24 protein-coding genes are annotated in these 24,655 nt (G+C 71.7%); 14 read left to right on the forward strand and 10 right to left on the reverse strand.

Features of this window, described 5'->3' with window-relative positions:
• Positions 1-47: 47 nt before the first annotated feature.
• The 4 genes from pcrA to dhaK form a co-directional block, all read right to left on the reverse strand.
• Positions 48-2,339, reverse strand: a complete 2,292-nt coding sequence (gene pcrA / locus QSK37_RS24835; protein WP_285625381.1) for a DNA helicase PcrA — start codon at positions 2,337-2,339, stop codon at positions 48-50.
• 172 nt (positions 2,340-2,511) lie between these two features.
• Positions 2,512-2,910, reverse strand: a complete 399-nt coding sequence (gene dhaM, locus QSK37_RS24840) for a dihydroxyacetone kinase phosphoryl donor subunit DhaM (protein ID WP_285625384.1) — start codon at positions 2,908-2,910, stop codon at positions 2,512-2,514.
• Positions 2,907-3,515, reverse strand: a complete 609-nt coding sequence (dhaL, locus tag QSK37_RS24845; protein ID WP_285625386.1) for a dihydroxyacetone kinase subunit DhaL — start codon at positions 3,513-3,515, stop codon at positions 2,907-2,909. Before dhaL ends, dhaM begins: the two co-directional genes overlap by 4 nt.
• Positions 3,515-4,510 carry a dihydroxyacetone kinase subunit DhaK gene (dhaK, locus tag QSK37_RS24850; RefSeq protein WP_285625388.1) on the reverse strand — a complete coding sequence of 332 codons (996 nt, stop codon included), beginning with the start codon at positions 4,508-4,510 and terminating at the stop codon, positions 3,515-3,517. Before dhaK ends, dhaL begins: the two co-directional genes overlap by 1 nt.
• Positions 4,511-4,638: 128 nt before the next feature.
• On the opposite strand from dhaK, the gene QSK37_RS24855 reads away from it, so the two are divergent.
• From QSK37_RS24855 to icmB, 4 genes are all read left to right on the forward strand, one after another.
• Positions 4,639-5,319, forward strand: coding sequence for a PIG-L deacetylase family protein (locus QSK37_RS24855; RefSeq protein WP_285582883.1), 681 nt, complete (start codon positions 4,639-4,641; stop codon positions 5,317-5,319).
• Positions 5,320-5,336: 17 nt separating this feature from the next.
• Positions 5,337-6,278 (forward strand): nucleoside hydrolase, encoded by a 942-nt coding sequence (locus tag QSK37_RS24860; RefSeq protein ID WP_285625390.1) that lies wholly within the window; start codon positions 5,337-5,339, stop codon positions 6,276-6,278.
• Positions 6,279-6,489: 211 nt separating this feature from the next.
• Complete coding sequence (locus tag QSK37_RS24865) at positions 6,490-6,990, forward strand: beta-class carbonic anhydrase (RefSeq protein ID WP_285582472.1); 501 nt, start codon at positions 6,490-6,492, stop codon at positions 6,988-6,990.
• A gap of 119 nt (positions 6,991-7,109) precedes the next feature.
• A complete protein-coding gene (icmB, locus tag QSK37_RS24870; protein ID WP_285582471.1) occupies positions 7,110-7,532 on the forward strand; it encodes a coenzyme B12-dependent isobutyryl CoA mutase small subunit in 423 nt (140 codons plus the stop codon).
• Positions 7,533-7,542: 10 nt separating this feature from the next.
• On the opposite strand, the gene QSK37_RS24875 is transcribed toward icmB, so the two are convergent.
• Entirely contained in the window at positions 7,543-8,922 is a 1,380-nt protein-coding gene (locus QSK37_RS24875) for a glycoside hydrolase family 15 protein (RefSeq protein WP_285625392.1), read from the reverse strand.
• 220 nt (positions 8,923-9,142) lie between these two features.
• Here QSK37_RS24875 and sucC point away from each other — a divergent pair, with 220 nt between their 5' ends.
• From sucC to QSK37_RS24890, 3 genes are all read left to right on the forward strand, one after another.
• Positions 9,143-10,333: an ADP-forming succinate--CoA ligase subunit beta gene (gene sucC, locus QSK37_RS24880; protein WP_285625394.1), complete on the forward strand. Its 1,191-nt coding sequence runs from the start codon at positions 9,143-9,145 to the stop codon at positions 10,331-10,333.
• A 1-nt stretch (position 10,334) separates the two neighbouring features.
• Complete coding sequence (sucD, locus tag QSK37_RS24885) at positions 10,335-11,219, forward strand: succinate--CoA ligase subunit alpha (RefSeq protein WP_285625396.1); 885 nt, start codon at positions 10,335-10,337, stop codon at positions 11,217-11,219.
• A gap of 351 nt (positions 11,220-11,570) precedes the next feature.
• Positions 11,571-13,064 (forward strand): cell division protein PerM, encoded by a 1,494-nt coding sequence (locus tag QSK37_RS24890; protein WP_285625398.1) that lies wholly within the window; start codon positions 11,571-11,573, stop codon positions 13,062-13,064.
• A gap of 5 nt (positions 13,065-13,069) precedes the next feature.
• Here QSK37_RS24890 and QSK37_RS24895 read toward each other — a convergent pair whose 3' ends face one another.
• Positions 13,070-13,561 (reverse strand): hypothetical protein, encoded by a 492-nt coding sequence (locus QSK37_RS24895; RefSeq protein ID WP_285579460.1) that lies wholly within the window; start codon positions 13,559-13,561, stop codon positions 13,070-13,072.
• Positions 13,562-13,765: 204 nt separating this feature from the next.
• Here QSK37_RS24895 and purN point away from each other — a divergent pair, with 204 nt between their 5' ends.
• Genes purN through QSK37_RS24915 form a run of 4 tightly spaced genes read left to right on the forward strand, consistent with a single transcriptional unit; the run spans position 13,766 to position 17,738 of the window.
• On the forward strand, positions 13,766-14,374 hold the full coding sequence (gene purN / locus QSK37_RS24900) for a phosphoribosylglycinamide formyltransferase (RefSeq protein ID WP_285579459.1): 609 nt from the start codon (positions 13,766-13,768) through the stop codon (positions 14,372-14,374).
• Positions 14,371-15,927, forward strand: a complete 1,557-nt coding sequence (gene purH, locus QSK37_RS24905) for a bifunctional phosphoribosylaminoimidazolecarboxamide formyltransferase/IMP cyclohydrolase (protein WP_285625400.1) — start codon at positions 14,371-14,373, stop codon at positions 15,925-15,927. The genes purN and purH overlap by 4 nt, the downstream gene beginning before the upstream one ends.
• Positions 15,927-16,865, forward strand: a complete 939-nt coding sequence (locus QSK37_RS24910) for a hypothetical protein (RefSeq protein WP_285625402.1) — start codon at positions 15,927-15,929, stop codon at positions 16,863-16,865. Before purH ends, QSK37_RS24910 begins: the two co-directional genes overlap by 1 nt.
• 24 nt (positions 16,866-16,889) lie before the next feature.
• The gene (locus QSK37_RS24915) at positions 16,890-17,738 is read left to right on the forward strand and encodes a bifunctional methylenetetrahydrofolate dehydrogenase/methenyltetrahydrofolate cyclohydrolase (protein ID WP_285579456.1); all 849 of its coding nucleotides are present in this window, start codon (positions 16,890-16,892) and stop codon (positions 17,736-17,738) included.
• A gap of 14 nt (positions 17,739-17,752) precedes the next feature.
• Here QSK37_RS24915 and QSK37_RS24920 read toward each other — a convergent pair whose 3' ends face one another.
• On the reverse strand, positions 17,753-18,502 hold the full coding sequence (locus tag QSK37_RS24920; protein ID WP_285625404.1) for an FHA domain-containing protein: 750 nt from the start codon (positions 18,500-18,502) through the stop codon (positions 17,753-17,755).
• Between the two features lie 243 nt (positions 18,503-18,745).
• Here QSK37_RS24920 and QSK37_RS24925 point away from each other — a divergent pair, with 243 nt between their 5' ends.
• The 3 genes from QSK37_RS24925 to QSK37_RS24935 all read left to right on the forward strand — a co-directional run bounded on the left by QSK37_RS24925 (position 18,746) and on the right by QSK37_RS24935 (position 21,693).
• The gene (locus tag QSK37_RS24925) at positions 18,746-19,201 is read left to right on the forward strand and encodes a DUF3017 domain-containing protein (RefSeq protein WP_285625405.1); all 456 of its coding nucleotides are present in this window, start codon (positions 18,746-18,748) and stop codon (positions 19,199-19,201) included.
• Positions 19,202-19,319: 118 nt separating this feature from the next.
• On the forward strand, positions 19,320-20,534 hold the full coding sequence (locus QSK37_RS24930) for an NADP-dependent isocitrate dehydrogenase (RefSeq protein ID WP_285579453.1): 1,215 nt from the start codon (positions 19,320-19,322) through the stop codon (positions 20,532-20,534).
• A 178-nt stretch (positions 20,535-20,712) separates the two neighbouring features.
• On the forward strand, positions 20,713-21,693 hold the full coding sequence (locus tag QSK37_RS24935) for a malate dehydrogenase (RefSeq protein WP_285579452.1): 981 nt from the start codon (positions 20,713-20,715) through the stop codon (positions 21,691-21,693).
• Between the two features lie 51 nt (positions 21,694-21,744).
• Here the strand turns inward: QSK37_RS24935 and QSK37_RS24940 are convergent, their stop codons facing one another.
• The 3 genes from QSK37_RS24940 to QSK37_RS24950 form a co-directional block, all read right to left on the reverse strand.
• Complete coding sequence (locus QSK37_RS24940) at positions 21,745-22,113, reverse strand: hypothetical protein (RefSeq protein WP_285625407.1); 369 nt, start codon at positions 22,111-22,113, stop codon at positions 21,745-21,747.
• Between the two features lie 237 nt (positions 22,114-22,350).
• Positions 22,351-23,460, reverse strand: coding sequence for a galactokinase (gene galK / locus QSK37_RS24945; protein WP_285625409.1), 1,110 nt, complete (start codon positions 23,458-23,460; stop codon positions 22,351-22,353).
• A gap of 27 nt (positions 23,461-23,487) precedes the next feature.
• Positions 23,488-24,621: an ROK family transcriptional regulator gene (locus QSK37_RS24950; protein WP_285625411.1), complete on the reverse strand. Its 1,134-nt coding sequence runs from the start codon at positions 24,619-24,621 to the stop codon at positions 23,488-23,490.
• Positions 24,622-24,655 lie beyond the last annotated feature (34 nt).

The following is a 24,655-nucleotide window of genomic DNA, read 5'->3' on the forward strand; positions in this document are numbered from 1 at the left end:
GGAACATGTCGACGCCCGCTTTCGGCCATCCGAACCATGCAACCTGGTCAGAGTTTCTGGATCGGCGCGTACCGAAGCACGAAGCGCTTGACACCATAGTCACCGCCGAAGTCAACCGTGGCGGCGGCCTTCTCGCCCGCTCCGTCCACGGTCACGACGGTGCCGAGCCCGAAGGCGTCGTGGACCACGCGATCGCCGGTCGCCAGGGCGGGCACCGCGCGGTTGCCGGGCGAGCGCACGCCGGGCCGCTGGGCGACCGACGCCATCGCCGGGGCGCTCGCGCTCTCGGACCGCTCCCACTCGACCAGCGTCTCGGGGATCTCGGTGAGGAAACGTGACGCGGGGTTGTAGGACGGCGCGCCCCACGAGCTGCGCATCGTCGCGCGGGAGACGTAGAGCCGCCGGCGGGCGCGGGTGATCCCGACGTACGCGAGCCGCCGCTCCTCCTCCAGCTGCTTGGGGTCGCCGAGCGAGCGCAGGTGCGGGAAGACGCCGTCCTCCATGCCGGTGAGGAACACCACGGGGAACTCCAGGCCCTTCGCGGTGTGCAGCGTCATCAGCGTCACGACGCCCTCGTGCGCCCGCTCGCCCGGGGGGACGACGCCGTTGCTGCCGCCGGGGATCTGGTCGGCGTCCGCGACGAGCGCGACCTGCTCCAGGAACTCCACCAGCCGGCCCTCGGCGGGACGCTCGTCGGTCTGCGGGCCCTCGTCGCCGAGCATGCCCGTCGCGAGGCGCTCCTCGAACTCGGCCGCCACGGACTCGAGCTCGCGGAGGTTCTCGATGCGGGTCTCGTCCTGCGGATCGCGGGAGGCCTCCAGCTCGGCGAGGTAGCCGCTCTTGGTCAGGATCGCCTCGACCAGCTCGGTCGGAGTCGACGTCTCCACCATCTCGCCCAGCTCGTCGAGCAGCGCGACGAAGTCCTTGATCTGGTTGAGCGAGCGGGTGGCGATGGCGGGCGCCTCGTCGGCCCGCCGCAGCGCCTGCCAGAACGAGATGCGCTCCCGGCCGGCCAGCGCCTCGACACAGGCCTCGGCCCGGTCGCCGATGCCGCGCTTGGGGACGTTGAGGATGCGCCGCAGGCTGACGGTGTCCTCGGGGTTGCCGAGGACACGGAGGTACGCCAGGAGGTCGCGGATCTCCTTGCGCTCGTAGAAGCGGACGCCCCCGACGACCTTGTACGGCAGGCCGACGCGGATGAAGACCTCTTCGAAGACACGCGACTGCGCGTTGGTGCGGTAGAAGACCGCGACGTCGCCGGGCTTGACGTCCTCGTCGTCGCTGAGCCGGTCGATCTCCTGCGCGACGAACGCGGCCTCGTCGTGCTCGTTGTCGGCGACGTAGCCGGAGACCTTGGGCCCGTCGCCCTGGTCGGACCACAGCCGCTTGGGCTTGCGGTCGGCGTTGCGCTCGATCACGGCGTTCGCCGCGGACAGGATCGTCTGCGTCGAGCGGTAGTTCTGCTCCAGGAGGATGACGTTCGCGTCCGGGTAGTCGCGCTCGAACTCCAGGATGTTGCGGATCGTCGCGCCGCGGAAGGCGTAGATCGACTGGTCGGCGTCACCGACCACGCACAGCTCGGCCGGGGTGAGCTCGCTGTCGTCGCCCTGCTGCCCGACCAGCTCGCGTACCAGGATGTACTGGGCGTGGTTGGTGTCCTGGTATTCGTCCACGAGCACGTGCCGGAACCGCCGCCGGTAGTGCTCGGCGACGTCGGGGAACGCCTGCAGCAGGTTGACCGTCGTCATGATCAGGTCGTCGAAGTCGAGCGCACCGGCCTGCTGAAGCCGTGCCTGGTAGGTCTCGTACGCCTCCGCGAGCGTCTTTTCCAGATGGGTCGACGCGTGGGACTTGAAGGTCTCGTAGTCGATCAGCTCGTTCTTCAGGTTGGAGACCTGAGCGGAGAATCCGCGCGGCGGGTAGCGCTTGGGGTCCAGGTCCAGCTCGCGGCAGACCAGCGCCATCAGCCGCTGCGAGTCGGCCTGGTCGTAGATGGAGAACCCGCTCGGGAAGCCCAGCCGCTTGGCCTCACGGCGCAGGATGCGCACGCAGGCGGAGTGGAACGTCATCACCCACATCGCCCGGGCGCGGTTGCCGACGAGGGCCTCGACGCGCTCCCGCATCTCACCGGCGGCCTTGTTGGTGAAGGTGATCGCGAGGATCTCACCGGGCTGCGCGCCGCGCTCGCCGAGGAGATAGGCGATGCGGTGGGTGAGCACACGGGTCTTGCCCGAACCGGCCCCGGCCACGATCAGCAGGGGACCGCCTCGATGCACGACCGCCGCGCGCTGGGCGTCGTTGAGACCGTCGAGCAGGGGATGGCTTACGAGCGTGGACACTCAAATAAGCCTACGGCCTACGGCCGACAGCGCGCGGCGAGCCGACGATACCGAGCACGTCCTCGCAGGCCGGAGGGGGCGGTTGAGGAACGGCCGGACGCGCCATTCCTCAAAAGAACCGAACACCTCTCGCGCGCTGCCCCTGATACGACTCGGGAACCCGTCCCGCGGGTCACGTCTTGCGGAAGTCCCACGCCTCGCTCGCGGCTCTCGTCACCGCCGCCACATCCGCGCCGCCCGCGGCGGCCGATGCGGCGGCGACCGCGCCCTCCACGAACGGAGCGTCGGCCAGGACCACCTCCGTCCCGCCCTCCTCGCGATCCTCCAGGAGCGTGCGCGTCGTCAGCACCGAGCTGCCCAGATCGGCGATCACCACCACACCCGCACCCTGGTCGGCCTCTGACACTGCGGTCTCCAGCAGGTCCAGGCTCGTGCCCAGCCCGCCGTCCTCCGCGCCGCCCGCGGCGCGCACCTCGACCTCTCCCACGCCCATCTGGCGGGCCAGTTCCGCCGCGCCCTCGGCCAGGGCGCGGCTGTGCGAGATCAGCACGATCCCCACATGCGCCGTCACGATGACGCCGCCGTCTCGGCCAGGGCACGGAACAGCAGCACGGTCGAGGCCGCGCCCGGGTCCTGATGGCCCACGCTGCGCGGGCCCAGATAGCTCGCCCGGCCTTTGCGGGCCTGCAGCGGCACGGTCGCCTCGGCGCCCTTCTCGGCCGCGTCCAGCGCCGCGCGGGCGGCCGTTGCGAGACCCTCACCGGCCGCCGCCTCGTACGCCGTCACCGCGGGTGCCAGGGCGTCGACCATGGTCTTGTCGCCTTCTTCGGCCTTGCCCAGCTCCTGGACGCCCTCCAACGCGGCGCGCAGGGCCGCGCCCAGCTCCGCCGCGCCGACCTCGGAGGCGTCTCCCAGGGCCTTCCCGGCGCGCCGCAGCGCGGTCCCGTACAGCGGGCCCGACGCGCCGCCGGTCTTGGACACCAGCGTCCGTCCGGCCGTCATCAGCACCTTGCCCGGCGGCAGGTCCGCGCTCAGCGCCTCGGCGGCGGCGCGCATGCCGCGGTCGAGGTTCGAGCCGTGGTCACCGTCGCCGATCGCCGAGTCGAGCCGGGTGAGCCGCTCGGCGTCGGCGCTCACCAGTTCGGCGAACCGGACCATCCACGCGTACGTGTCCATCAGCGCCCCCACCGCAGGCCCGGGGTCTCGACCGGCGCGTCCCACAGCTCGGTCAGCCGGGGCGTGAGCCGGCAGACCGAGATCATGCAGCCCGCCATCTCCAGGCTCGTCACATAGTTGCCGACCAGCCGGCGGGAGACGGTCGCGCCGTGCCCGGCCAGCCACTTCTCCGCCGCGGCGTACGCGCCGTACAGCTCCATCAGCGGGGTACCGCCCATGCCGTTGACCATAACGAGCACCTCGGACCCGGACAGCGGCATGTCCTCGTCGATCGCCGACAGCGCGGCGTCGACGATCTCGGTGGCGGTCCGCAGCCTCACCCGTTCGCGGCCGGGCTCGCCGTGGATGCCGATGCCCAGCTCGATCTCGTCCTCGCCCAGCTCGAACGTCGGCCGGCCCGCGGCCGGGACCGTACAGGCCGTCAGTGCGACGCCGAACGACCGGCTCCGCTCGTTGACCTCCTTGGCCACGCCCGCCACGTCGGCCAGCGCGCCGCCCGACTCCGCCAGAGCGCCCGCGATCTTCTCGGCGAAGACGGTGGCGCCGGTGCCGCGGCGGCCGGCCGTGAACGTGCTGTCCTGCACCGCGACGTCATCGTCGATCACCACCGGGACGACCTCGATGTCCTCGTCCTCGGCCAGCTCGGCGGCCATCTGGAAGTTGAGCACGTCGCCGGTGTAGTTCTTCACGATGTGCACGACGCCCGCACCGCCGGAGACCGCGGTCGTCGCGGCGAGGATCTGGTCGGGCACCGGTGAGGTGAACACCTCGCCCGGACACGCCGCGTCGAGCATCCCGTACCCCACGAACCCTCCGTGCAGCGGCTCGTGCCCGGAACCCCCGCCCGAGACCAGCCCGACCTTGCCCGTACGCGGCGCGTCGGACCGTACGATCACGCGCTGCTCCAGGTCCACGCGCAGGGAGGGATGGGCCGCGGCCATGCCGCGCATCGCGTCGAGGACGACGTCGTCAACGGCATCGATCAGTTTCTTCATTCGTCCGGGATACCCCGTGGCCACGCAAAACGCCAGAGTTGTACGGAGACGGGGCGTAAAGGCGCAGGTGTAGTCGATCGCCCTAAGATGTGACGGTGATCGAAGACGTGACGCGCGCGCTCGTGGTGATGGCCCACCCGGATGACGTCGACTTCGCCGCGGCGGGCACCGTCGCGACGTGGACCGACGCCGGCACCGAGGTCACCTATCTCCTCGTCACCGACGGCGACGCGGGCGGCTTCGACGACGACGTGCCGCGCGAGGAGATGGCGCCGTTGCGCCGCGCGGAGCAGCTCGCCGCCGCCAAGTGCGTGGGCGTCACCGACGTCCGCTTCCTCGGGTATCCGGACGGCCGCGTGGAGGCCACTCTCGACCTGCGGCGTGACATCGCCCGGGTCATCCGGCAGGTACGGCCCGACCGCGTGCTGGTGCCGAGCCCGGAGCGCAACTACCGGCGCATGGCCCCGAGCCACCCCGACCACCGGGCGGTCGGCTCCGCGGCGCTCGACGCGATCTACCCGGACGCACGCAACCCGTACGCCTTCCCCGAACTGCGCGCCGAGGGCCTGGAGGCCTGGACCGCCCGCGAGGTGTGGATCTCCGGCGGCGGCCTGGCGGAGGACCATCTCGTCGACGTCACCGACGTGTTCGACCGCAAGCTCGCGGCGCTGCGCTCGCACGCCAGCCAGGTGGCCGGCAACGACGAGCTCGACACCTTTCTGCGCGGCTTCCTGTCCGCCAACGCCGCGCGGGGCGGCCTGCCCGAGGGCCGCCTGGCCGAGGTCTTCACGATCATCCCGGCTCAGTGAACCCCCCAGGAGGCCTGGTGAAACGGCGGATCCTGCTCGACTGCGACACGGGCATCGACGACGCGCTGGCCCTGCTGTACCTCGCGCCCCTGATCAAGACCGGCGAGGTCGACCTCGTCGCGGCCGGTACGGTCCACGGCAACGTCGCGGCGGAGGTCGGCGCGCTCAACACCTTGCGCGTGCTCGAGGACGCGGGCGTGCGCGACGTGCCGGTCGCGGTCGGCGCGGCCCGGCCGATGGCCCAGGCGGTGAGCCTCGCCGCCGACGTGCACGGGTCCGACGGGCTCGGCGAGATCGGCCTGGGCGATCCGGAGGGCCGCCCGGTCGGGTTCTCCGCGCCCGAGCAGATCGTCCGGCTGGCCCGCGAGCACCCCGGCGAGCTGACCCTCCTGGCGACCGGGCCGCTGACCAACCTCGCCATCGCGCTCCTGCTCGAACCCGCGCTGCCCGAGCTGTTCCGCGAGGTCGTCATCATGGGCGGCGCGTTCGGCCACCAGGGCAACGTCACCAGCCACGCCGAGGCGAACATCTGGCACGACCCGGAGGCGGCCGAACTGGTCTTCGCGGCCGGGTGGCCGATCACCCTCGTGCCCCTCGACGTCACCCACGCGGCCGTACTCGACGGCGAGTGGCTCGACCGGCTGGCCGCGGGGGACACCGACCAGGCGCGGCTGGCAACGCGGATCCTGGCGTTCTACGCCGAGGTCTACCGGCGGCAGCTGGGCCGGTGCGGCGTCGTCATCCACGACGCGCTCGCCGCGATGCTGGCCCTGGACCCGGAGCTCGGGGAGTACACGAGCCGCCCGGTCCGTGTCGAACTGCGCGGCGAACGCACCCGCGGAACGACCCTGTGGGACCGCCGCCTGCACGCCGAGAAGGACGACCGCCCCGCGGTGAAGGTCGCCGTGAGCGTCGACGTCGAGACCTTCCGCGAACGGCTGCTCGCAAGCCTGCTCTGAGAAGTTGACGCGCCGTCGGGGTCTGGCCACGGAGTGCGTTCCGTGTTGAGATCGTCCTATGGCGGACGGGCCCGGCATTCTTCTCGATGTCTTCTGGGTGAGCCGTCGCCTCCACCTGTTCGACCAGCTCTGTCCGCCGGGTCGCAGGCCGGCGCCTGCAGGCCTGTGGCCCGCCCCGGTCCCCCCTCACTCATCATGAGAAGGAGGTCGAATGTCCGTCACGGACGAACTCCTGGAGAACGCCCGGCGTTACGCGTCCGGGTTCGACAAGGCCGACCTGCCGCTGCCGCCCGGTAAGGGCGTCGCGGTCGTCGCCTGCATGGACGCCCGGCTGAACCCGTACGGCGTGCTCGGCCTGTCCGAGGGCGACGCGCACGTCATCCGCAACGCCGGCGGGGTGGTCACCGCCGACGTGATCCGGTCCCTGGCGATCAGTCAGCGGCTTCTCGGCACCCGCGAGATCGTGCTGATCCATCACACGGACTGCGGGATGCTGACCTTCACCGACGACGACTTCCGCGCGCAGGTGGAGGCGGACACGGGCGTCCGGCCCGAGTGGGCGGCGGAGGCGTTCCCCGACCTCGACGCCGACGTACGGCAGTCGATCGCGCGCATCACGGCGAGCCCGTTCATCCCGGACAAGTCCGCGATCCGCGGCTTCGTCTACGACGTCAAGACCGGCGAGCTCAACGAGGTCAGCCGGACGAGGTGAGCTGATCCGCCCGGGGGTGGCCCGCGCTCCGCGAACGTTTCGGGCGAGGGCCACCCGCCCGGCGTCTTCGTGGGTACGGCTACTCTGCGAAGAGGCTGAGCACCCGGTAGGAGGCAGGAATGGCTGGTCCGATCCGCGTCGTCGTCGCCAAACCCGGTCTGGACGGTCATGACCGAGGCGCGAAGGTGGTCGCCAGGGCACTGCGCGACGCCGGCATGGAGGTCATCTACACCGGGCTGCACCAGACGCCCGAGCAGATCGTCGAGGCGGCCCTGCAGGAGGACGCCGACGGCATCGGCCTGTCCATCCTGTCCGGCGCCCACATGACCCTGTGCGCGAGCGTCCTCGACCTGCTGAAAGAACGGGACGCGCTCGACATCCCGGTCTTCGTGGGCGGCATCATCCCGGACGCCGACATTCCCGAACTGGAGAAGCTCGGCGTGGCCCGCGTCTTCACCCCGGGCGCCACGACCCAGGAGATCGTCGAATGGGTCCGTGCCAACGTGGGCGAGGACGCCCGCGAGGCCGTCGCGGAGAGCTGAGGACCCCGTTCTACGCCGGCGGGGTCGGCAGCACGGTCTGGTTCGCGGTCAGGGCGAGGACGACCAGGGCGGAGGTCCAGCCCAGCGGGGCGACGCCGGCCTGGTCTCCGTCGTCGTCGACCTTCTCCGGGAACGAACCCAGCGTCGACCGGTTGGCGATCAGCCAGTCCAGCCAGCCCTTGGCCGCCGTGAGGTCACCCGACGCCGCGGCCGCCAAGGCGAACAGGCCGGTCTCGGGGGTCCACGCGGCGCTCGCGCCGTAGCCCTCGCCCGGCACCACGCCGCCGGTCGGCAGCCGCAGGCGGTCGCCCGTCTTCGTCACCGCGGCCAGCACGGCGGGGGATGACGGCGCGAACGGCGGCGCCATGAACGTCACCGACGAGTCCAGTTGCCCCCCGGCGATCGGCGATCGCGGATATCCGTACGGGCCGAAGCGGCGTTCGATGCCCTGCGCCAGACGTTCGGCGTCGCGGTGCCAGCGCTGCGCTTCGTCGTTGTCGCCTCGTGCGGCCGCGAGCGACGCGGCGGCGCGCAGGCCGGCCAGCAGCGGCGCGCACACGCCGAGAGTGGCCACGTGCGGCGCCTGCTCGTGTGACGTGCTGCGTTCCCAGTAGTCCGGCGACGGCGGGGGCAGGCCGTCGGAGCGCAGGGAATCGGCCGCCCGGTCGGCGGCGCGGCGCACCATCGGCCACAGAGTGTCCAGGTTCGCCGCCTGCGGGGCGGTCTGGTGCAGGAACCAGGTGGCCCACAGCACCCAGCCGAGACTGTCGAGCTGGACCTGCCGACCGTCCGCGACGGCCGTACCGTCCGGCCGGTAGCGTGCCGCCCACAGGCCGCTGCGGTCCTGGGCGCGGGCCAGGAAGTACAGCACGCGCTGGGCGTCGTCGCCGTGTCCGGTGACCGCGAACGCCGCCGCGGTGAAGGCCCCATCGCGCGGCCACATGTAGTTCCACGAGCCGTACCAGGAGGCGGTCGACGCGCCGTTCGGAAGCGTCAGCATGCGCAGGTCGAGCAGGGCGCGGCCGGCGGCCTCGCGTTCGGCCGCCGTCATGCCGGGGACGACGCCCTCCGCGAGCCACGCCTGGTCGGCGCGTACGGCCTCGGCCACGCGCGGGTCGTCGCGCGGCAGTGTCACCGGGTCGTCCAACCCGAACGGGATCAGGCGCGCCTTGCCGCCCGGCAGGGCGAGAACGGAACTGTCCGGGATGTACGAGGCGCCCTCCGCCTCTTCCTGTGGAACCGCGGCGCGGGAGAACGGCCAGCCGCCGTTGCCGATGAGACCCGGGCTGCGCCAGTCGGGCCGCCCGTCGTCCGGCATGGACGCGGCGAGCGTCGCGGTGAGCGCCCCGACAAGCAGGAGAGATGCGACACGGCGAACATCCCGTGGCATGTTCCTGCTCACCGGCAACTCCCGAAATTCACGGCATCCAGTACACCAAAGACCGGTAAACACCTGTAGTTCACGTCGTCATTACCCGAGTGTCACCGATGCGAAGCACTCCTTGGGACCCGGAGGTCGGTCTCTTACGCCATAGCGACTAGGCTGCCTGGTCGGAGCGGACCGCTGGACGCGGTCGCAACCCTGTCGATCCCGTTAAGGACGGACCCCCGTGGACCTGTTCGAACATCAGGCGAAGGAGCTCTTCGCGGAGTACGGCGTCCCGGTTCCCGCCGGCAAGATCGCTACGACGCCGGAGGAGGCTCGGGCGATCGCTGAGGAGTTCGCCGCGGCCGGTACCTCGCGTGTCGTGGTGAAGGCCCAGGTGAAGACCGGTGGCCGCGGTAAGGCCGGTGGTGTGAAGCTGGCGGACTCGCCTGCCGATGCCGAGGAGAAGGCGCGGCAGATTCTCGGCATGGACATCAAGGGCCACACGGTCCACAAGGTGTTGGTCGAAGAGGCGAGCGCGATCGCTTCGGAGTTCTACTTCTCGTTCCTGCTCGACCGCGCCAACCGCACGTTCCTGTCGATCTGTTCGGTCGAGGGCGGTATGGAGATCGAGGAGGTCGCCGCGACCAAGCCCGAGGCCGTCGCGCAGGTCCCGATCAACGCGCTGACCGGGGTCGACCGGGCCAAGGCGCGGGAGATCGCGACCGCCGGGCGGCTGCCGGCCGAGGCGCTGGACGGCGCCGCCGAGCTCATCGAGCGGCTGTGGGCCGCGTTCGTCGATGAGGACGCCACGCTGGTCGAGGTGAACCCGTTGATCCTGACCGCTGATGGTCAGGTCAAGGCCCTGGACGGCAAGGTCACCCTGGATGGGAACGCGGCGTTCCGCCAGCCCGAGCATGAGGCGCTGGAGGATGCGGCGTCGGCGGATCCGCTGGAGGCCAAGGCCAAGGCGAAGGACCTGAACTACGTCAAGCTGGATGGTTCGGTCGGGATCATCGGTAACGGCGCGGGTCTGGTGATGTCGACCCTGGACGTGGTCGCTTACGCCGGTGAGCGATACGGGGGGCAGAAGCCGGCGAACTTCCTGGACATCGGTGGGGGCGCGTCGGCTGAGGTGATGGCCAACGGCATGGAGATCGTGCTGGGCGACCCGAGCGTGAAGAGCGTGTTCATCAACGTGTTCGGCGGGATCACCTCCGGTGACGCGGTCGCGAACGGGATCGTTCAGGCGGTCAAGCTGCTGGGCGATCGGGGTGAGACGGTGGATCGGCCGATCGTGGTGCGGTTGGACGGCAACAACGCCGAGGAGGGCCGCCGGATTCTCAATGAGGCCGCGATCTCGGTGATCGAGCAGGTCGAGACGATGGATGAGGCGGCGCGGCGCGCCGCCGAGCTGGCTTCGCAGGGAGTTTGAGATGGCGGTCTGGCTGACCGAGGACAGCAAGGTCATCGTGCAGGGGATGACCGGCTCGGAGGGAACCAAGCACACCGCGCGGATGCTGCGGGCCGGCACGAACGTCGTGGGTGGGGTGAACGCGCGTAAGGCGGGGCAGACGGTCAGGAGTGAGGGCCGGGATCTGCCGGTGTTCGGCTCGGTCGCTGAGGCGATGGCCCAGACCGGGGCGGATGTGTCGGTGGCGTTCGTGCCGCCGAGGTTCTCCAAGGACGCGGTGATCGAGGCGATCGATGCGGAGATCGGCCTGTGCATCGTGATCACTGAGGGGATCCCGGTGCATGACTCGACGGTGGTGTGGGCGCATGCGGTGGCCAAGGGCAACAAGACCCGGATCATCGGCCCGAACTGTCCGGGGGTGGCCTCGCCGGGTAAGTCGAACGCGGGGATCATTCCGGCCGACATCACCAGCCCGGGGCGGATCGGGTTGGTGTCGAAGTCGGGGACGCTGACGTACCAGATGATGTACGAGCTGCGGGACATCGGGTTCTCCACCTGTATCGGGATCGGTGGTGACCCGGTGATCGGGACCACTCACATCGATGCTTTGGAGGCGTTCCAGGCCGATCCGGAGACCGATGCGATCGTGATGATCGGGGAGATCGGCGGGGACGCGGAGGAGCGTGCGGCGGCCTACATCGAGGCGAACGTGACCAAGCCGGTGGTCGGGTATGTCGCGGGGTTCACCGCCCCGGAGGGCAAGACCATGGGGCATGCCGGCGCGATCGTTTCGGGCTCGTCGGGGACGGCCGAGGCGAAGAAGGAGGCGTTGGAGAAGGTCGGTGTCCGGGTCGGCAAGACCCCCAGCGAAACCGCCCGCCTCATGCGCGAGATCATGTCGCGCTGACGCGCACGCAGAGGGCCCCGGCCGCCATCCCACGGCGGTACCGGGGCCTTCGCGTTCTCGGGCTGGTGCGTTGTCCACAGGCGTCTGCGGGCCTACCTGCGTTGCTGTGTCGCGCTGGACAATGGAAGTGGGATCGGCCCCCCGGGCGGGCGGGGACTGTGCGGGCGGGGACTGTGCGGGCGGGGACTGTGCGGGCGGGGACTGTGCGGGCGGGGACTGTGCGGGCGGGGCTGGGCTTGGGGGCGGCTGCGATCCCGCGACACGCCGGGTGGCTTGGCTTCGGTGCTGGGCTCTTGGCTGCGAGCATGGTGGCGGTCTGTGCGCAGCCAGTCGAGGAGCGGTGACGATCCAATGAGCGACGTACGGGCACGCGCGTCCGGCGAGGATGTCGGTGACGAGGCCGGCTCGGTCGAGCTCTCGGCCGAGCCAGCGGTACGGCCGCTCGCCGTCTCCGGGATCGTCGCCGCCGTCTGGTGTGCCGGGCTCGGTCTGACCACGCTCACCACGGTCACGCTGATCGGCTGGATCGCCGCCCCGCGTACGGCGCTCGGCACCGGTCTGCCGGGCGTGTTCCGTACCGCGGTGAACTTCTGGCTCGTCTCCCACCACGCCGGCTTCTCGGTGCCGCACGGCCGGGTGGGGCTGCTTCCCCTCGGTCTGACCGTGCTGCCGGGCGCGCTGCTGTTCCGCGGCGGCGGGTGGATCACCCGCACCGGCCGGGTTCGCGGGCGGTACCGCATCGGTGTCGTGCACGCCGCGCTCGCGCTCGCCGTCCCCTACGCCGTGCTGGCCTTCCTGCTCGCCCTCCTCGCCCGGTCCAGCGTGGTCTCGCCGTCGGCCTGGCAGGCGCTCCTGGCGTGCTTCCTGCTCGCTCTCGTCGCCGGCGGGCTCGGCGCGGCGCGGGCCCTGGTCGCCTCGACCACGAAGCGCTCGCCCTGGGTGGCGATCTTCATGCTGCTGCCGCACCGCGCGCGGTCGCTCGCCGCCGGGGTCACCGGCGCGATGACCGTGCTCATCGCGTCCGGGTTGCTGATCTTCCTGGTCTCGCTGCTCTTCCACGTCTCGGAGCTGGCCGACATCTACGGCGTGCTCGGCACCGGCATCGTCGGCGGCGTTCTGCTGACCATCGTGTCGATCGCCTACCTGCCGAACGCCGCGATCTGGGCCGTGTCGTACGCCGTCGGGCCCGGGTTCGCGGTCGGTGCGGGTACGAGCGTGGCGCCGTCCGGGGTCTTCGTCGGCATGATCCCCTCGTTCCCGCCGCTCGCGGCGCTGCCGTCGCCCGGGCCCGCGCCGCTGGTGTCGCTGCTCGCCCTGGTCGTGCCGTTCGTCGCGGGCGTCACCGGAGGTGTGCTGACCATCCGGGCCCTGCCGAGCGCGGTGGGCGAGGCGGCGCCGCTGTGGGGCTTCGTCTGCGGCGTGGTGACGGGCGGTGTGATGGCGTTCCTGGCGGCGCTGTCCGGCGGGCCCGTCGGCGGTCACCGCATGGCCGTCATGGGTCCCTCCGCCTGGCAGACCGGCCTGATGGCGGCGCTGGAGGTCGGTGTCTCGGCCGCCATCGCCGCCTGGGCGGCGAACTGGCATCTGCTGCGCCGCATGCCACCGGCCGAGGACGACACACCCGAGCCGGCGCCCGCCGCGCCCGCCAAGGCTGCCGACAAGGTGCAGTTCGAGGACCCGGAGCCGGTGCTGGCCACGGTGGAGATCCCGCCGCCGCTGCCCGACGGAGTGACGCCGATCGGCGAGCGGAAGCGGCTGCCCGGAGTCCCGCGCCCGCGCAAGGAGGCCGACCCCGGCTCGGTCTCCCCGCTGCGCAAGCGCCCGCCGCGCGACCGCCCCCGCTGACGGCGTCAGAACATCGAGCGGTAGCGGTCCATCGAGCCCGCCGGCAGGTGCAGCTTGCGCTCGATCTTGGGGAAGTAGCGGTCCTGGCAGGTCTGCTTGTCGGTGATGGTCAGCGCGGAGGAGCGGCAGTTCTCGTAGTCGCTGAACTCCGTCGCGACCACCGCGCCGATCGCGATGCCGGCGACGGCGAAGCACAGCCCGATCGCGCCGACGACGATGCCGCCGATGGCGCCCGGCGCGCGGGTGAGGACGCGCTTGGCGCGGCGGCGGGCCCGTACGCCGGTGACCACGCCCGCGACCAGCAGCCCCAGGCCGAGCAGGGCGAGCCCCGGGATCGGCAGGAACAGCAACAGCAGGCCGATGACGCTCAGCGACAGCGCGCGCATCCCGCCGCGCTCCACCGGGGTGGGCGGCAGCGGGGGCGGGGGTGCGGAAGGTGGCGGGCCGGGAAGCTGCGTCTGCGGTCCGCTCTCGCCCGGTCCTTGGGCGTCGCTCACGATGTCTCCTGGTTCGGTCCGGCTGCTCTTGGGGGTCACGCTATGGCCTGCGGACGGGTGTCCCGTACGGGGCGGCGCGCGGCGCGGGAGGAGGGCGCCACCTCGATCACGGCTGCTGCCTCCTGGTGTCGGCTGAACCTGGCCGAGCGCCGGCCGATAGGCTGGTACGGCCCGCCAATCCGTCCGTATCTCCTGGGAGTCACGGTGTCCGCCCGGCTCGTCGTCCTCGTCTCCGGTGCGGGGACCAACCTACAGGCGCTGCTCGACGCGTGTGCCGATCCAGCCTACGGGGCCCGCGTCGTCGCCGTCGGCGCCGACCGTGACGGCATCGAGGGTCTGGCGAGAGCCGACCGCGCCGGAGTGCCGACGTTCGTCGAGCGGGTCAAGGACCACGAGACGCGCGACCGGTGGGACGCCGCTCTCACCGAGGCGGTCGACAAGTACGACCCAGACCTGGTCGTCTCGGCCGGTTTCATGAAGATCCTCGGCGCGCGTTTCCTCGACCGCTTCGGCGGCCGGGTGATCAACACCCATCCCGCGCTGCTGCCCGCCTTCCCGGGCACGCAGGCCGCGCGCGACGCTCTCGAACACGGCGTGAAGGTGACGGGCTGCACCGCCCATTTCGTGGACTCCGGCGTCGACACCGGCCCGATCATCGCCCAGGAGGCGGTGCCGGTGCTCGACGACGATGACGAAGACGCGCTGCACGAGCGGATCAAGGACGTCGAGCGTCCGCTGCTCGTGCGGACCGTGGGCCGTCTGGTCCGCGAAGGATGGACCATCGAGAGCAGCAGGAGAGTGAGGATCGGGTGACCCGGATCGCGATCAAGCGTGCGCTGATCAGCGTCTATGACAAGTCCGGCCTGGAGGAGCTGGCCACCGGCCTGCACCGGGCGGGTGTCGAGATCGTCTCCACGGGGTCGACCGCGGCCCGCATCGCCGACGCGGGCGTACCGGTCATGAAGGTGGAGAAGCTCACCGGCTTCCCCGAGTGCCTCGACGGCCGGGTCAAGACGCTGCACCCGAAGGTGCACGCCGGGCTGCTCGCCGACCGGCGCAACCCCGACCACGTCCAGCAGCTGGAGGACCTGCACGTCGAGCCCTTCGACCTGCTGGTCTCCAACCTCTACCCCTTCGCGGAGACGGTCGCCTCCGGCGCCGGCCCCGACGAGATCGTGGAGCAGATCGACATCGGCGGGCCCGCGATGGTCCGCGGCGCCGCCAAGAACCACCAGAGCGTCGCCGTCGTCGTCGACCCCGCCTCGTACGGCGCGGTCCTGGACGCCGTACAGCGCGGCGGGTTCGAGGCGGAGGAGCGCAAGCGGCTCGCCGCGGCGGCGTACGCGCACACCGCCGCCTACGACGCCGCAGTCGCCTCCTGGTTCGCGAACTCCTACGCGCCCGACGAGGTCGGCGAGGAGAGCGGCTGGGCGCCGATCGTCGCGAGCGTGTGGGACCGCAAGGCCGTCCTCCGCTACGGCGAGAACCCCCACCAGCGCGCCGCGCTGTACACCTCCCACGCCGGCGGGCTGGCCGAGGCCGACCAGCTCCACGGCAAGGAGATGTCCTACAACAACTACGTCGACGCCGACGCCGCACGCCGCGCGGCGTACGACTTCGCCGAGCCGTGCGTGGCGATCATCAAGCACGCCAACCCCTGCGGCATCGCCGTGGGCGCCGACATCGCCGAGGCGCACCGCAAGGCGCACGCCTGCGACTCCCTGTCCGCGTACGGCGGCGTGATCGCCACCAACCGGCCCGTCTCGGCGGAGATGGCGCGTCAGGTCGCCGACATCTTCACCGAGGTGCTGGTCGCGCCCGCCTTCGACGAGGAGGCGCTCTCGCTGCTCACCGTGAAGAAGAACATCCGGCTGCTCGTCTGCCCGGAGGGTCCGGCGGGGGTCACGGAGTTCCGGCGCATCGACGGCGGCCTGCTGACCCAGAGCACGGACCGGATCGACGCGGCCGGCGACGACCCCGCCGCCTGGGAGCTGAAGGCGGGCGCCGCGGCCGACGAGGCGACGCTGCGCGACCTGGCGTTCGCGTGGCGGGCGTGCCGTTCGGTGAAGTCCAACGCGATCCTGCTGGCGGCCGACGGCGCGACCGTCGGCGTCGGCATGGGCCAGGTCAACCGGGTCGACTCCGCACGGCTCGCGGTCGCGCGGGCGGGGGACCGGGCGTCGGGCTCGGTCGGCGCGTCCGACGCGTTCTTCCCGTTCGCGGACGGGCTGGAGGTGCTCACCGAGGCGGGCGTGCGCGCCATCGTCGAGCCCGGCGGTTCGGTACGCGACGCCGACGTGATCGAGGCCGCGGAGAAGGCCGGGGTCACGCTGTACTTCACCGGTGTCCGGCACTTCTTCCACTGATGTGCGTCTCGGCGGCGCCGGCGCGGTTCGCTGACACGATCCTGTATCACGGCCGCGTCCGGCACCCCGAGCACGGGCTCGTGCACGTGCTCGGGTACCAGAACGTCGCGGCCAACCACGCCACCGGCCCGAACGCCATGCTGCTCCACCTGCCCGGAGTCGGCATGACGCAGGACAACTTCGTGGACACGAGCGGCGCTCGCCACATCCTGCGGGAGATGGCCGACGCGCTCACGCCGCGTTCGGTGGGATACGGCATGCCGGCGCCGGGCGGCGCGCCGGCGGGCGCGGCGCCGCCGCCCGTGCAGGTGTTCGAGCACGACATCTACACCGTCGTGCTCGCGACGAACGCCTCGCTGATCCCCGACGCGCTCCGTCTCGTGCCCGAGCACCGCCGGATCCCGGCCAACCGCCCGCTGTTCGACTTCTACGCCCAGAGCTATCCCGACCACGCGATCGCGCTGTGCTGCTTCGACAACCGCGACGCGACCCTGTCGGACCCGCTCCTGCTCTGGTACGTCCCGCGCCACCCCGACCGCCTCGAACTGCCCGCCGTCGACTGCCACACCGGCGGCGTCCCGCGGATCGGCGCGCCGGTGTGGACCGACCACTGGGTGATCCTCGGTACGGACGAGCCGGTGCCGGTGTCCTCGGGCTCCTGGGGCTGGGAGTCGGCCGCGATGGACTGGCCGGATCATGACCGGACCGGTCCGGTGGGCCCCTTCCTGCCCGCCGCGATCGTCGGCCGGACCTTCGCGGGCGACCTGCCGAACGGCGACTTCATGATCCCGCACGCCGATCTGGCGGCGGGCCGGATGGAGGCGATGAGCCGCGTCGGGCCCGACGGGGAGCCGCTGCCGGTCGAGCCCCCTCCGCCCCATCCCCTCGATCTGCCCCCTCCACCGCGTCGCCGCCGCAGGTGGTCGTTCGGAAGCTGATCGCCGCCTGAGACAATGGCGCACGTGACCGCACAGATACTGGACGGCAAGGCGACCGCGGCGGAGATCCGTACGCGGCTCAAGGAGCGTGTCGCGGCCCTGCGTGAGCGCGGCATCGTCCCGGGGCTGGGCACGGTGCTCGTCGGCGACGACCCCGGCAGCCACGCGTACGTCGCGGGCAAGCACCGTGACTGCGCGGAGGTCGGCATCGCGAGCATCCGGCGCGACCTGCCCGCGACGGCGACGCAGGCGGACGTCGAGGCCGTCGTCGACGAGCTGAACGCGGACCCGACCTGCACCGGCTACATCGTGCAGCTTCCGCTGCCCAAGGGGCTGGACGAGCAGCGCGTGCTGGAGCGGATCGACCCGGCCAAGGACGCCGACGGCCTGCACCCGGTCAACCTCGGCCGGCTCGTGCTGATGCAGCCGGGCGCGCTGCCGTGCACGCCGCGCGGCATCGTCGAACTGCTGCGCCGCTTCGACGTGCCCATCCGCGGCGCCGACGTCACCGTGATCGGCCGCGGCGTCACCGTCGGCCGGGCGCTCGGCCTGCTGCTCGGCCGCCGCACCGAGAACGCCACCGTGACGACCTGCCACACGGGCACCAAGGACCTCGCCGCGCACACCCGCGGCGCCGACATCGTCGTGGTGGCCGCGGGCGTGCCCGGTCTCATCAAGCCCGACATGATCAAGCCCGGCGCGGCCGTGCTCGACGTCGGCATCACCCGTACGGACGCGGGACTGACCGGCGACGTGGACCCCGGCGTCCGCGAGGTCGCGGGCTGGCTCGCGCCGATGCCCGGAGGCGTGGGCCCGATGACCCGCGCCATGCTGCTCACGAACGTCGTGGAGGCCGCCGAGAAGGCCGCGTAGCGCCGCTGGGCGGGTCAGCTCGCCGCGCGGCGGTTCGGTGCGCCCGGTGCGGCCGGACGCCGCGGGCCGGGCTGACGTGGGGCTCCCGGTGCTCCGCCCACCGCGCCGGCGCCACCGCCAGGCCGGGGACCGTCCGGGCGCCGGGCGGTCTCCGGCGTACGGCCGCCCTGGGGCGGCACGTGCACCGGTGGCAGGGGGCGTACGAGGCCGAGTGCGATGACCTCGTTGGCCAGCCGAGTGCGCCGGTTGGCGCCCTCCGGGATGCGGAACTTCTGGTAGAGGCGCAGCAGGTGCTGCTTGACCGCGGCCTCGGTCACGACCAGGTCGGTCGCGATCTCGCGCGCCGTGGCGGGCGCCACGAACGCCTCGTCGGACAGTGCCGGCCGGCACAGCGACGTGAGCACGTCGATCTCCCGCCGCGTCAGGTCGGGCGCGACGGCCCGGCGCAGCTCGACGTCGGGATCGACGTCTTCGCGCGGGATGCCGCCCATCCGGCAGCGGGCGGCGCCGAAGCTGACGACGTCGGCGTCCTCGAGGACGCGCCGGGCGATCGGCCGTCCGTTGACTCGTGTGCCGTTGCGTGAGAGTCCGAGGTCCACCACGTAGACGTACGGGCCACGCCGGATCAACTCCGCGTGCAGCCGGGAGACGCTGGGCTCGTCGAGCCGGATGTCGACACCCCGCCCCCGCCCGATCGTGGTCACCTCGGGTCGCAGCGGCAGTACGGTGCCGCTCTCCTCGATCCGTATGAACGGGCCCTCCACGGCGGTCCCTCCCAGTTAGTTAGCGACCCCTGTCTGGCGGGTTACCCGGACCGGCCATGGTCACACCATCCTACTCATCGGTAGGTACGAGTACGACGGGAATCTTGGGGCATGACGAGCATTTTGGACCGGTAAGTCACGGCCGCATTGACACCATCGTGACAACCGAGACAGGACTTCTCGACCGTATTGTCAGGGCCGGGCCCCGGACGCCGCGCGTCCCGCGCTGCCAAGATAGGAGCCATGTCAGAGCCGTACGGTCCGCCTGAGCCGGGCGGGTCGACCCAGCAGCCCTACGTCCCGGAGCCGCGCTCGGGGGCGGCCGACTCCCCCGGGCCGGTGGGGGATCCGGCCGGCCCGCACCCGAAGCCGGGTCCCTCGACCCCGCCGGCCGCGCGCGGGGGTGACCGGGCGCGGCCACGTCCGGCGGTGCCGCGCTGGCTCAGCCGGCTCCCGTACGCCTTCGTGCTGTGCGGGGTGGCGGCCGGCCTCATCGTCGTGGCCACTAATCACTTCCGGCGGGGAAGCATGCTCATCGCCGCCTCGGTGTTCATCGCGGCGCTCGCGCGGCTGGTGCTGCCGGAGAGCCAGGTGGGCATGCTGGCGGTGCGGCGCAGGTGGCTCGACGTGTTCCTCATGACGGCCGCCGCGGTCGGTATCACGCTTGTCGCATTTGTCGCGAAGGGGACCAGCGGCTGAATTACGCCGGCGCTCCGATAGCCTCATCAGCGAGCCCAACGAAGGACTGCTGACCAGTGTGGAGCGCAAGAGCCGATCGTGCCCTCGCTACCACGGCGTAAGAAGGGACAGCTACAGCATGCCCAAGATCAAGGTAGCGGGCCCCGTCGTCGAACTCGACGGCGACGAGATGACGCGGATCATCTGGCAATTCATCAAGGACCAGTTGATCCTGCCCTACCTGGACGTCGACCTGCGGTACTACGACCTGGGGATGGAGCACCGCGACGCGACCGACGACCAGGTCACGGTCGACGCCGCCAACGCCATCAAGGAGCACGGTGTCGGCGTCAAGTGCGCCACCATCACCCCCGACGAGGCCCGGGTCGAGGAGTTCGGCCTGAAGAAGATGTGGCGGTCGCCGAACGGCACCATCCGCAACATCCTCGGCGGCGTCGTCTTCCGTGAGCCGATCGTCGTCTCCAACATCCCCCGGCTGGTGCCCGGCTGGACCAGGCCGATCATCATCGGCCGTCACGCCCACGGCGACCAGTACCGCGCCACCGACTTCGTCACCCCCGGCCCCGGCAAGCTGACGATCGCCTTCGAGCCCGCCGACGGCTCGGAGCCGATGGAGTTCCAGGTCGCCGAGTTCCCCGGCGGCGGCATCGCGATGGGGATGTACAACTTCGACTCCTCCATCCGCGACTTCGCCCGCGCGACCATGCGGTACGCCCTCGACCGCAAGTTCCCGCTGTACCTCTCCACCAAGAACACGATCCTCAAGGCCTACGACGGCCGCTTCAAGGACCTGTTCGCCGAGGTCTTCGAGAGCGAGTTCAAGGCCGACTTCGAGGCCGCGGGCATCACCTACGAGCACCGCCTCATCGACGACATGGTCGCCCAGGCCCTCAAGTGGGACGGCGGCTTCGTCTGGGCGACGAAGAACTACGACGGCGACGTGCAGTCCGACGTCGTCGCGCAGGGCTTCGGCTCGCTGGGCCTGATGACGTCCGTGCTGATGACCCCCGACGGCCGTACGGTCGAGGCGGAGGCCGCCCACGGCACCGTCACCCGGCACTACCGCCAGCACCAGCAGGGCAAGCCGACGTCGACCAACCCGATCGCGTCGATCTTCGCCTGGAGCCGGGGCCTGTCCCACCGCGGCAAGCTCGACAACACCCCCGCGGTGACCGAGTTCGCCAACACGCTGGAGAAGGTCTGCGTCGAGACCGTCGAGGGCGGCCAGATGACCAAGGACCTGGCGCTGCTCGTCGGCGGCGACCAGGGCTGGCTGACCACCCAGGAGTTCCTCACCGCGCTGGACGAGAACCTCCAGAAGAAGCTGGCCTGACCCGGCTTCTCGCACTGACGGGGACGTCGCGGCGCGCCGCGGCGTCCCCGTTCGCGTACCCACGGAGACCGCCGGAAAGGCCGCACGGTAGCCTGGCCGGTGGAATGTCTCGACGGCGAGAGACCTCCACGGAGTTTCTGCGCTCGGCGAGGACCTCGTACCGCAGGAGAAACCAACGATGACCGTCAATGTGACCGTGACCGGCGCCGCCGGCCAGATCGGCTACGCCCTGCTCTTCCGCATCGCCTCGGGGCAGCTTCTGGGCCCCGACACTCCCGTACGGCTGCGCCTGCTGGAGATCCCCGCGGCCGTCAAGGCCGCCGAGGGCACGGCGATGGAACTGGACGACAGCGCGTTCCCGCTGCTGGAGGGCATCGACGTCACCGACGACGCCAAGCACGCCTTCGACGGCACCAACGTCGCGCTGCTCGTCGGCGCCCGCCCGCGTACGAAGGGCATGGAGCGCGGCGACCTGCTCGAGGCCAACGGCGGCATCTTCAAGCCGCAGGGTGAGGCGATCAACTCCGGCGCCGCGAGCGACGTGCGCGTCCTGGTGGTCGGCAACCCGGCCAACACCAACGCCCTGATCGCACGCTCCCACGCCCCGGACGTGCCGGCCGAGCGCTTCACCGCGATGACCCGCCTCGACCACAACCGCGCGATCGCGCAGCTGTCCAAGCGGCTCGACGCCGCGGTCGCCGACGTCAAGAAGATGACGATCTGGGGCAACCACTCCGCGACGCAGTACCCGGACGTCTTCCACGCCGAGGTCCGCGGGCAGAACGCCGCCCAGGCGCTGAACGACGCCGAGTGGCTGCGCGACACGTTCATCCCGACCGTCGCCAAGCGCGGCGCGGCGATCATCGAGGCGCGGGGCGCCTCGTCGGCGGCCTCCGCCGCGTCGGCCGCGATCGACCACGTGCACACCTGGATCCACGGCACCCCCGAGGGCGACTGGACGTCGATGGCGGTCGTCTCGGACGGCTCGTACGGCGTGCCGGAGGGCCTCGTGTCCTCCTTCCCGGTCGTCTGCAAGGACGGCAAGTGGGAGATCGTCCAGGGCCTGGACATCAACCAGTTCTCCCGCGAGCGCATCGACGCCTCGGTGCGCGAGCTGGAGGAGGAGCGCGACGCCGTGCGCGAGCTCGGCCTCATCTGACGCTGACCGGACGACGGCCGCCGGGGTGCACGCCCCGGCGGCCGTTCGCGTTCATTCGGCCTGAGCCGACCTGGCCCGCCGCGCGCGGCGCAGGAGGTGGACGGCGGTGACGAGCGGGCCGGCGATCGCCAGCACGAGCAGGGGAATCCCGACCCAGCCGGGGATCGTCGTGCCGGTGCACTGTCCGTGGTGTCCGGACGAGTCGTCGACATAGACGCAGGTACGGGTCGGCGAGAAGGCGATGAGCCCGACCGCGACGGCGAGCCCACCGGGCCAGATGAGCAGCCCGACGAGCTTGTCCCGCAACGTCCACCGCCGGGAGACGAGAAGCATGACCGCCCCGGCCACCCACCCGGCCACCGGAACGATCACCCCTCCGACGAGGAGAAGGAACACCGTCAACGCGTCATACCGCCGCATGCGTCCCAGCATGGCGGTTCCAGGGCGCGGGTCATGCCGATTTCGATGATCCGCCGACGCGAAGATCGGGCGGTTGTCCACAGGGGCGCCGCGAACCTTCGACGTGCGGGGCCGCGTTCGGTCCGACGCAGGTCACCGCCGCCGCCAAGATCACGGAGGCGTCGGCGCAGATGGCCACGCGGCTCAGAACCGACGTCGATGCCGAACTCGGCCTGTGGAACGCTGATCCGCGGCGAGTCAGCGTAGGCGGCGGGCTCCGGCGGACGGGGTCGCGTCCAGGAAGCGTGGTTCGGCCCAGCCGCGACGCGCGTAGGCCTCCGTCACGGCCTCGCGTACGCGCTCGGCGCGGGCGGTGGGCACCAGGGCGATGACCGAGCCGCCGAAGCCGCCGCCGACCATGCGGGCGCCGCGGGCGCCCGCGCGTACCGACTCCTCGACCGCCACGTCGGCCTCCGGCCACGAGACCTCGAACTGGTCGCGCAGGGACAGGTGTGACGCCGTCAGCAGCGCCCCGACCTCCCCGGCCGCGCCCGCGCGCAGCAGGCCGACCGTGGCCTCCACGCGGTGGTTCTCGGTCACCACGTGCTGGGTGCGGCGGCGCAGCACCGGGTCGCCGAGCCGGGACAGGGCCTCGGCCAGGTCGGTGACGTCGCGCAGGGCCGGTACGCCCAGGAGTTCGGCCGCCTTCTCGCAGGCCGTGCGGCGGTCGGCGTACCCGCCGTCCACCAGCTCGTGTTCGGCTCGCGTGTCGATGACCAGCAGCGTCAGCCCGGTCAGGTCGAGCGGTGCCTGTGCCGACAGGCCGCTGCGGCAGTCGAGGAACAGCGCGTGGTCCTCGGTGCACAGCAGCGACGCCGACTGGTCCATGATCCCGCACGGCACGCCGACGAAGTCGTTCTCCGCGCGCTGGGCGATGCGGGCGAGTGCCGGCCGCGGCACCTCGATGCCGTACAGGTCGCACAGCGCCACCGCGACCGCGCACTCCAGCGCCGCCGAGGACGACAGGCCCGCGCCCTGCGGCAGGTCCGCGTCGATCAGCAGCGACGCCCCGCCGACCTGGTATCCGGCCTCGCGTAGCGACCACACGACGCCGGCGGCGTACGCGGCCCAGCCGTCCACCGAGCCCGGCGTCGGGTCCGTCACCTCGGTGGTCGAGCGCGACTGCAGCGAACGCAGCTCGAACACCCCGTCATCGCGCCGGGCGGCGGCCACCGTGACGCCCTGGCGCAGCGCGAACGGCAGCACGAAACCGTCGTTGTAGTCGGTGTGCTCACCGATCAGGTTGACCCGGCCCGGCGCGTGCCAGACCCCGTCCGGCTCGCGCCCGTAGGTCTCCTGGAAGCCCATGTCGCCGCTCCTCGAATCGAGCAGCGATCATATCGGCAGGCCGGAGGGGAACAGCGGCTCGGTGGCCCGCTCCAGCGCGATGCACACGGCGCCGGTCGCGACCGCCTCGTCGCCGAGCTCCCCGGCGACGATCTCCGGCGTGTGCGGGCAGAGCGAGGAGAGACGTTCGCGTAGCCCGGTGATGATCAGGTCGCCGGCGCGCGACAGGCCGCCGCCCACGACGACCAGCGCGGGGTCGACCGCCAGCAGCAGCGCCGCCGCGCCCGTCGCCAGGTCGTCGGTGAAGGTCTCCACGGCCGCGACCGCCTCCGGCTCGCCGTCGCGCGCCGCGGCGAACACCGACGCCAGGTCGCCGGCCGAGGACACGGCCGCCAGCAGCCGGTCCGGGGCGCCCTCCCAGCGCAGGACCGGGAGCAGTCCCAGCTCGCCGGCCCCGCCCCGGTGGCCTCGGTGGAGCCGGCCGCCGATCAGGATGCCGGCGGCGATCCGGTTGCCCGCGAGCAGGCACACGGCGTCGCTCACATGCCGGGACGCGCCGCGCCAGTGCTCGGCGACGGTCGCCAGATTGGCGTCGTTCCCCACGACGACGTTCTCCGCGACCGCTCCAAGGGCGCGCGGCAGGTTCAGGCCCGTCCAGCCGGGCAGCACCGTGCACAGGGTCACCGTGCCGTCGCGCACGACACCGGGCGTGCCGATCCCGACGGCGCGAAGGCGGCCGGCGGGCACCCCGCTCGACGTCAGGCACCGTTCCAGGGTCCGGCGGGTCGCCGAGAGCCGCCCGCCGGCGTCCTGCGAGGGACTCACCTCGGTACGGAGGACGTGGCGTACCTCACCCTCCAGGTCGGCCAGCATGACGAGGATCGTGTGGACGCCGATGTCGACGCCGGCCACGAACCCCTCATCGGCGGCGAACCGGAAGCGCCGGGCCGGGCGTCCCGCGCCCCCGGGCTCCGGCGGCAGTTCGCGTACGACGCGGCGGCCGACGAAGTCGTCGACGACGTCCTCCACAGTCGGGCGCGACAGCCCGGTGGCCTCACTGACCTCGCTCAGCGTCCGCGGCCCCCGCGCGTACAGCGCGGCCAGGACGTCGGCGGAGTTCAGCCGGCGCAGACGCGATGGGGTGCCGCCCTCTCCCATGACGCACTCCCTTGACTTGAGCACCGACCGGCTCATTATTAAACGAACTTCCTTTAAT

It is taken from the genome of Actinoallomurus iriomotensis, assembly GCF_030269445.1.
Classification (GTDB): domain Bacteria; phylum Actinomycetota; class Actinomycetes; order Streptosporangiales; family Streptosporangiaceae; genus Actinoallomurus; species Actinoallomurus iriomotensis.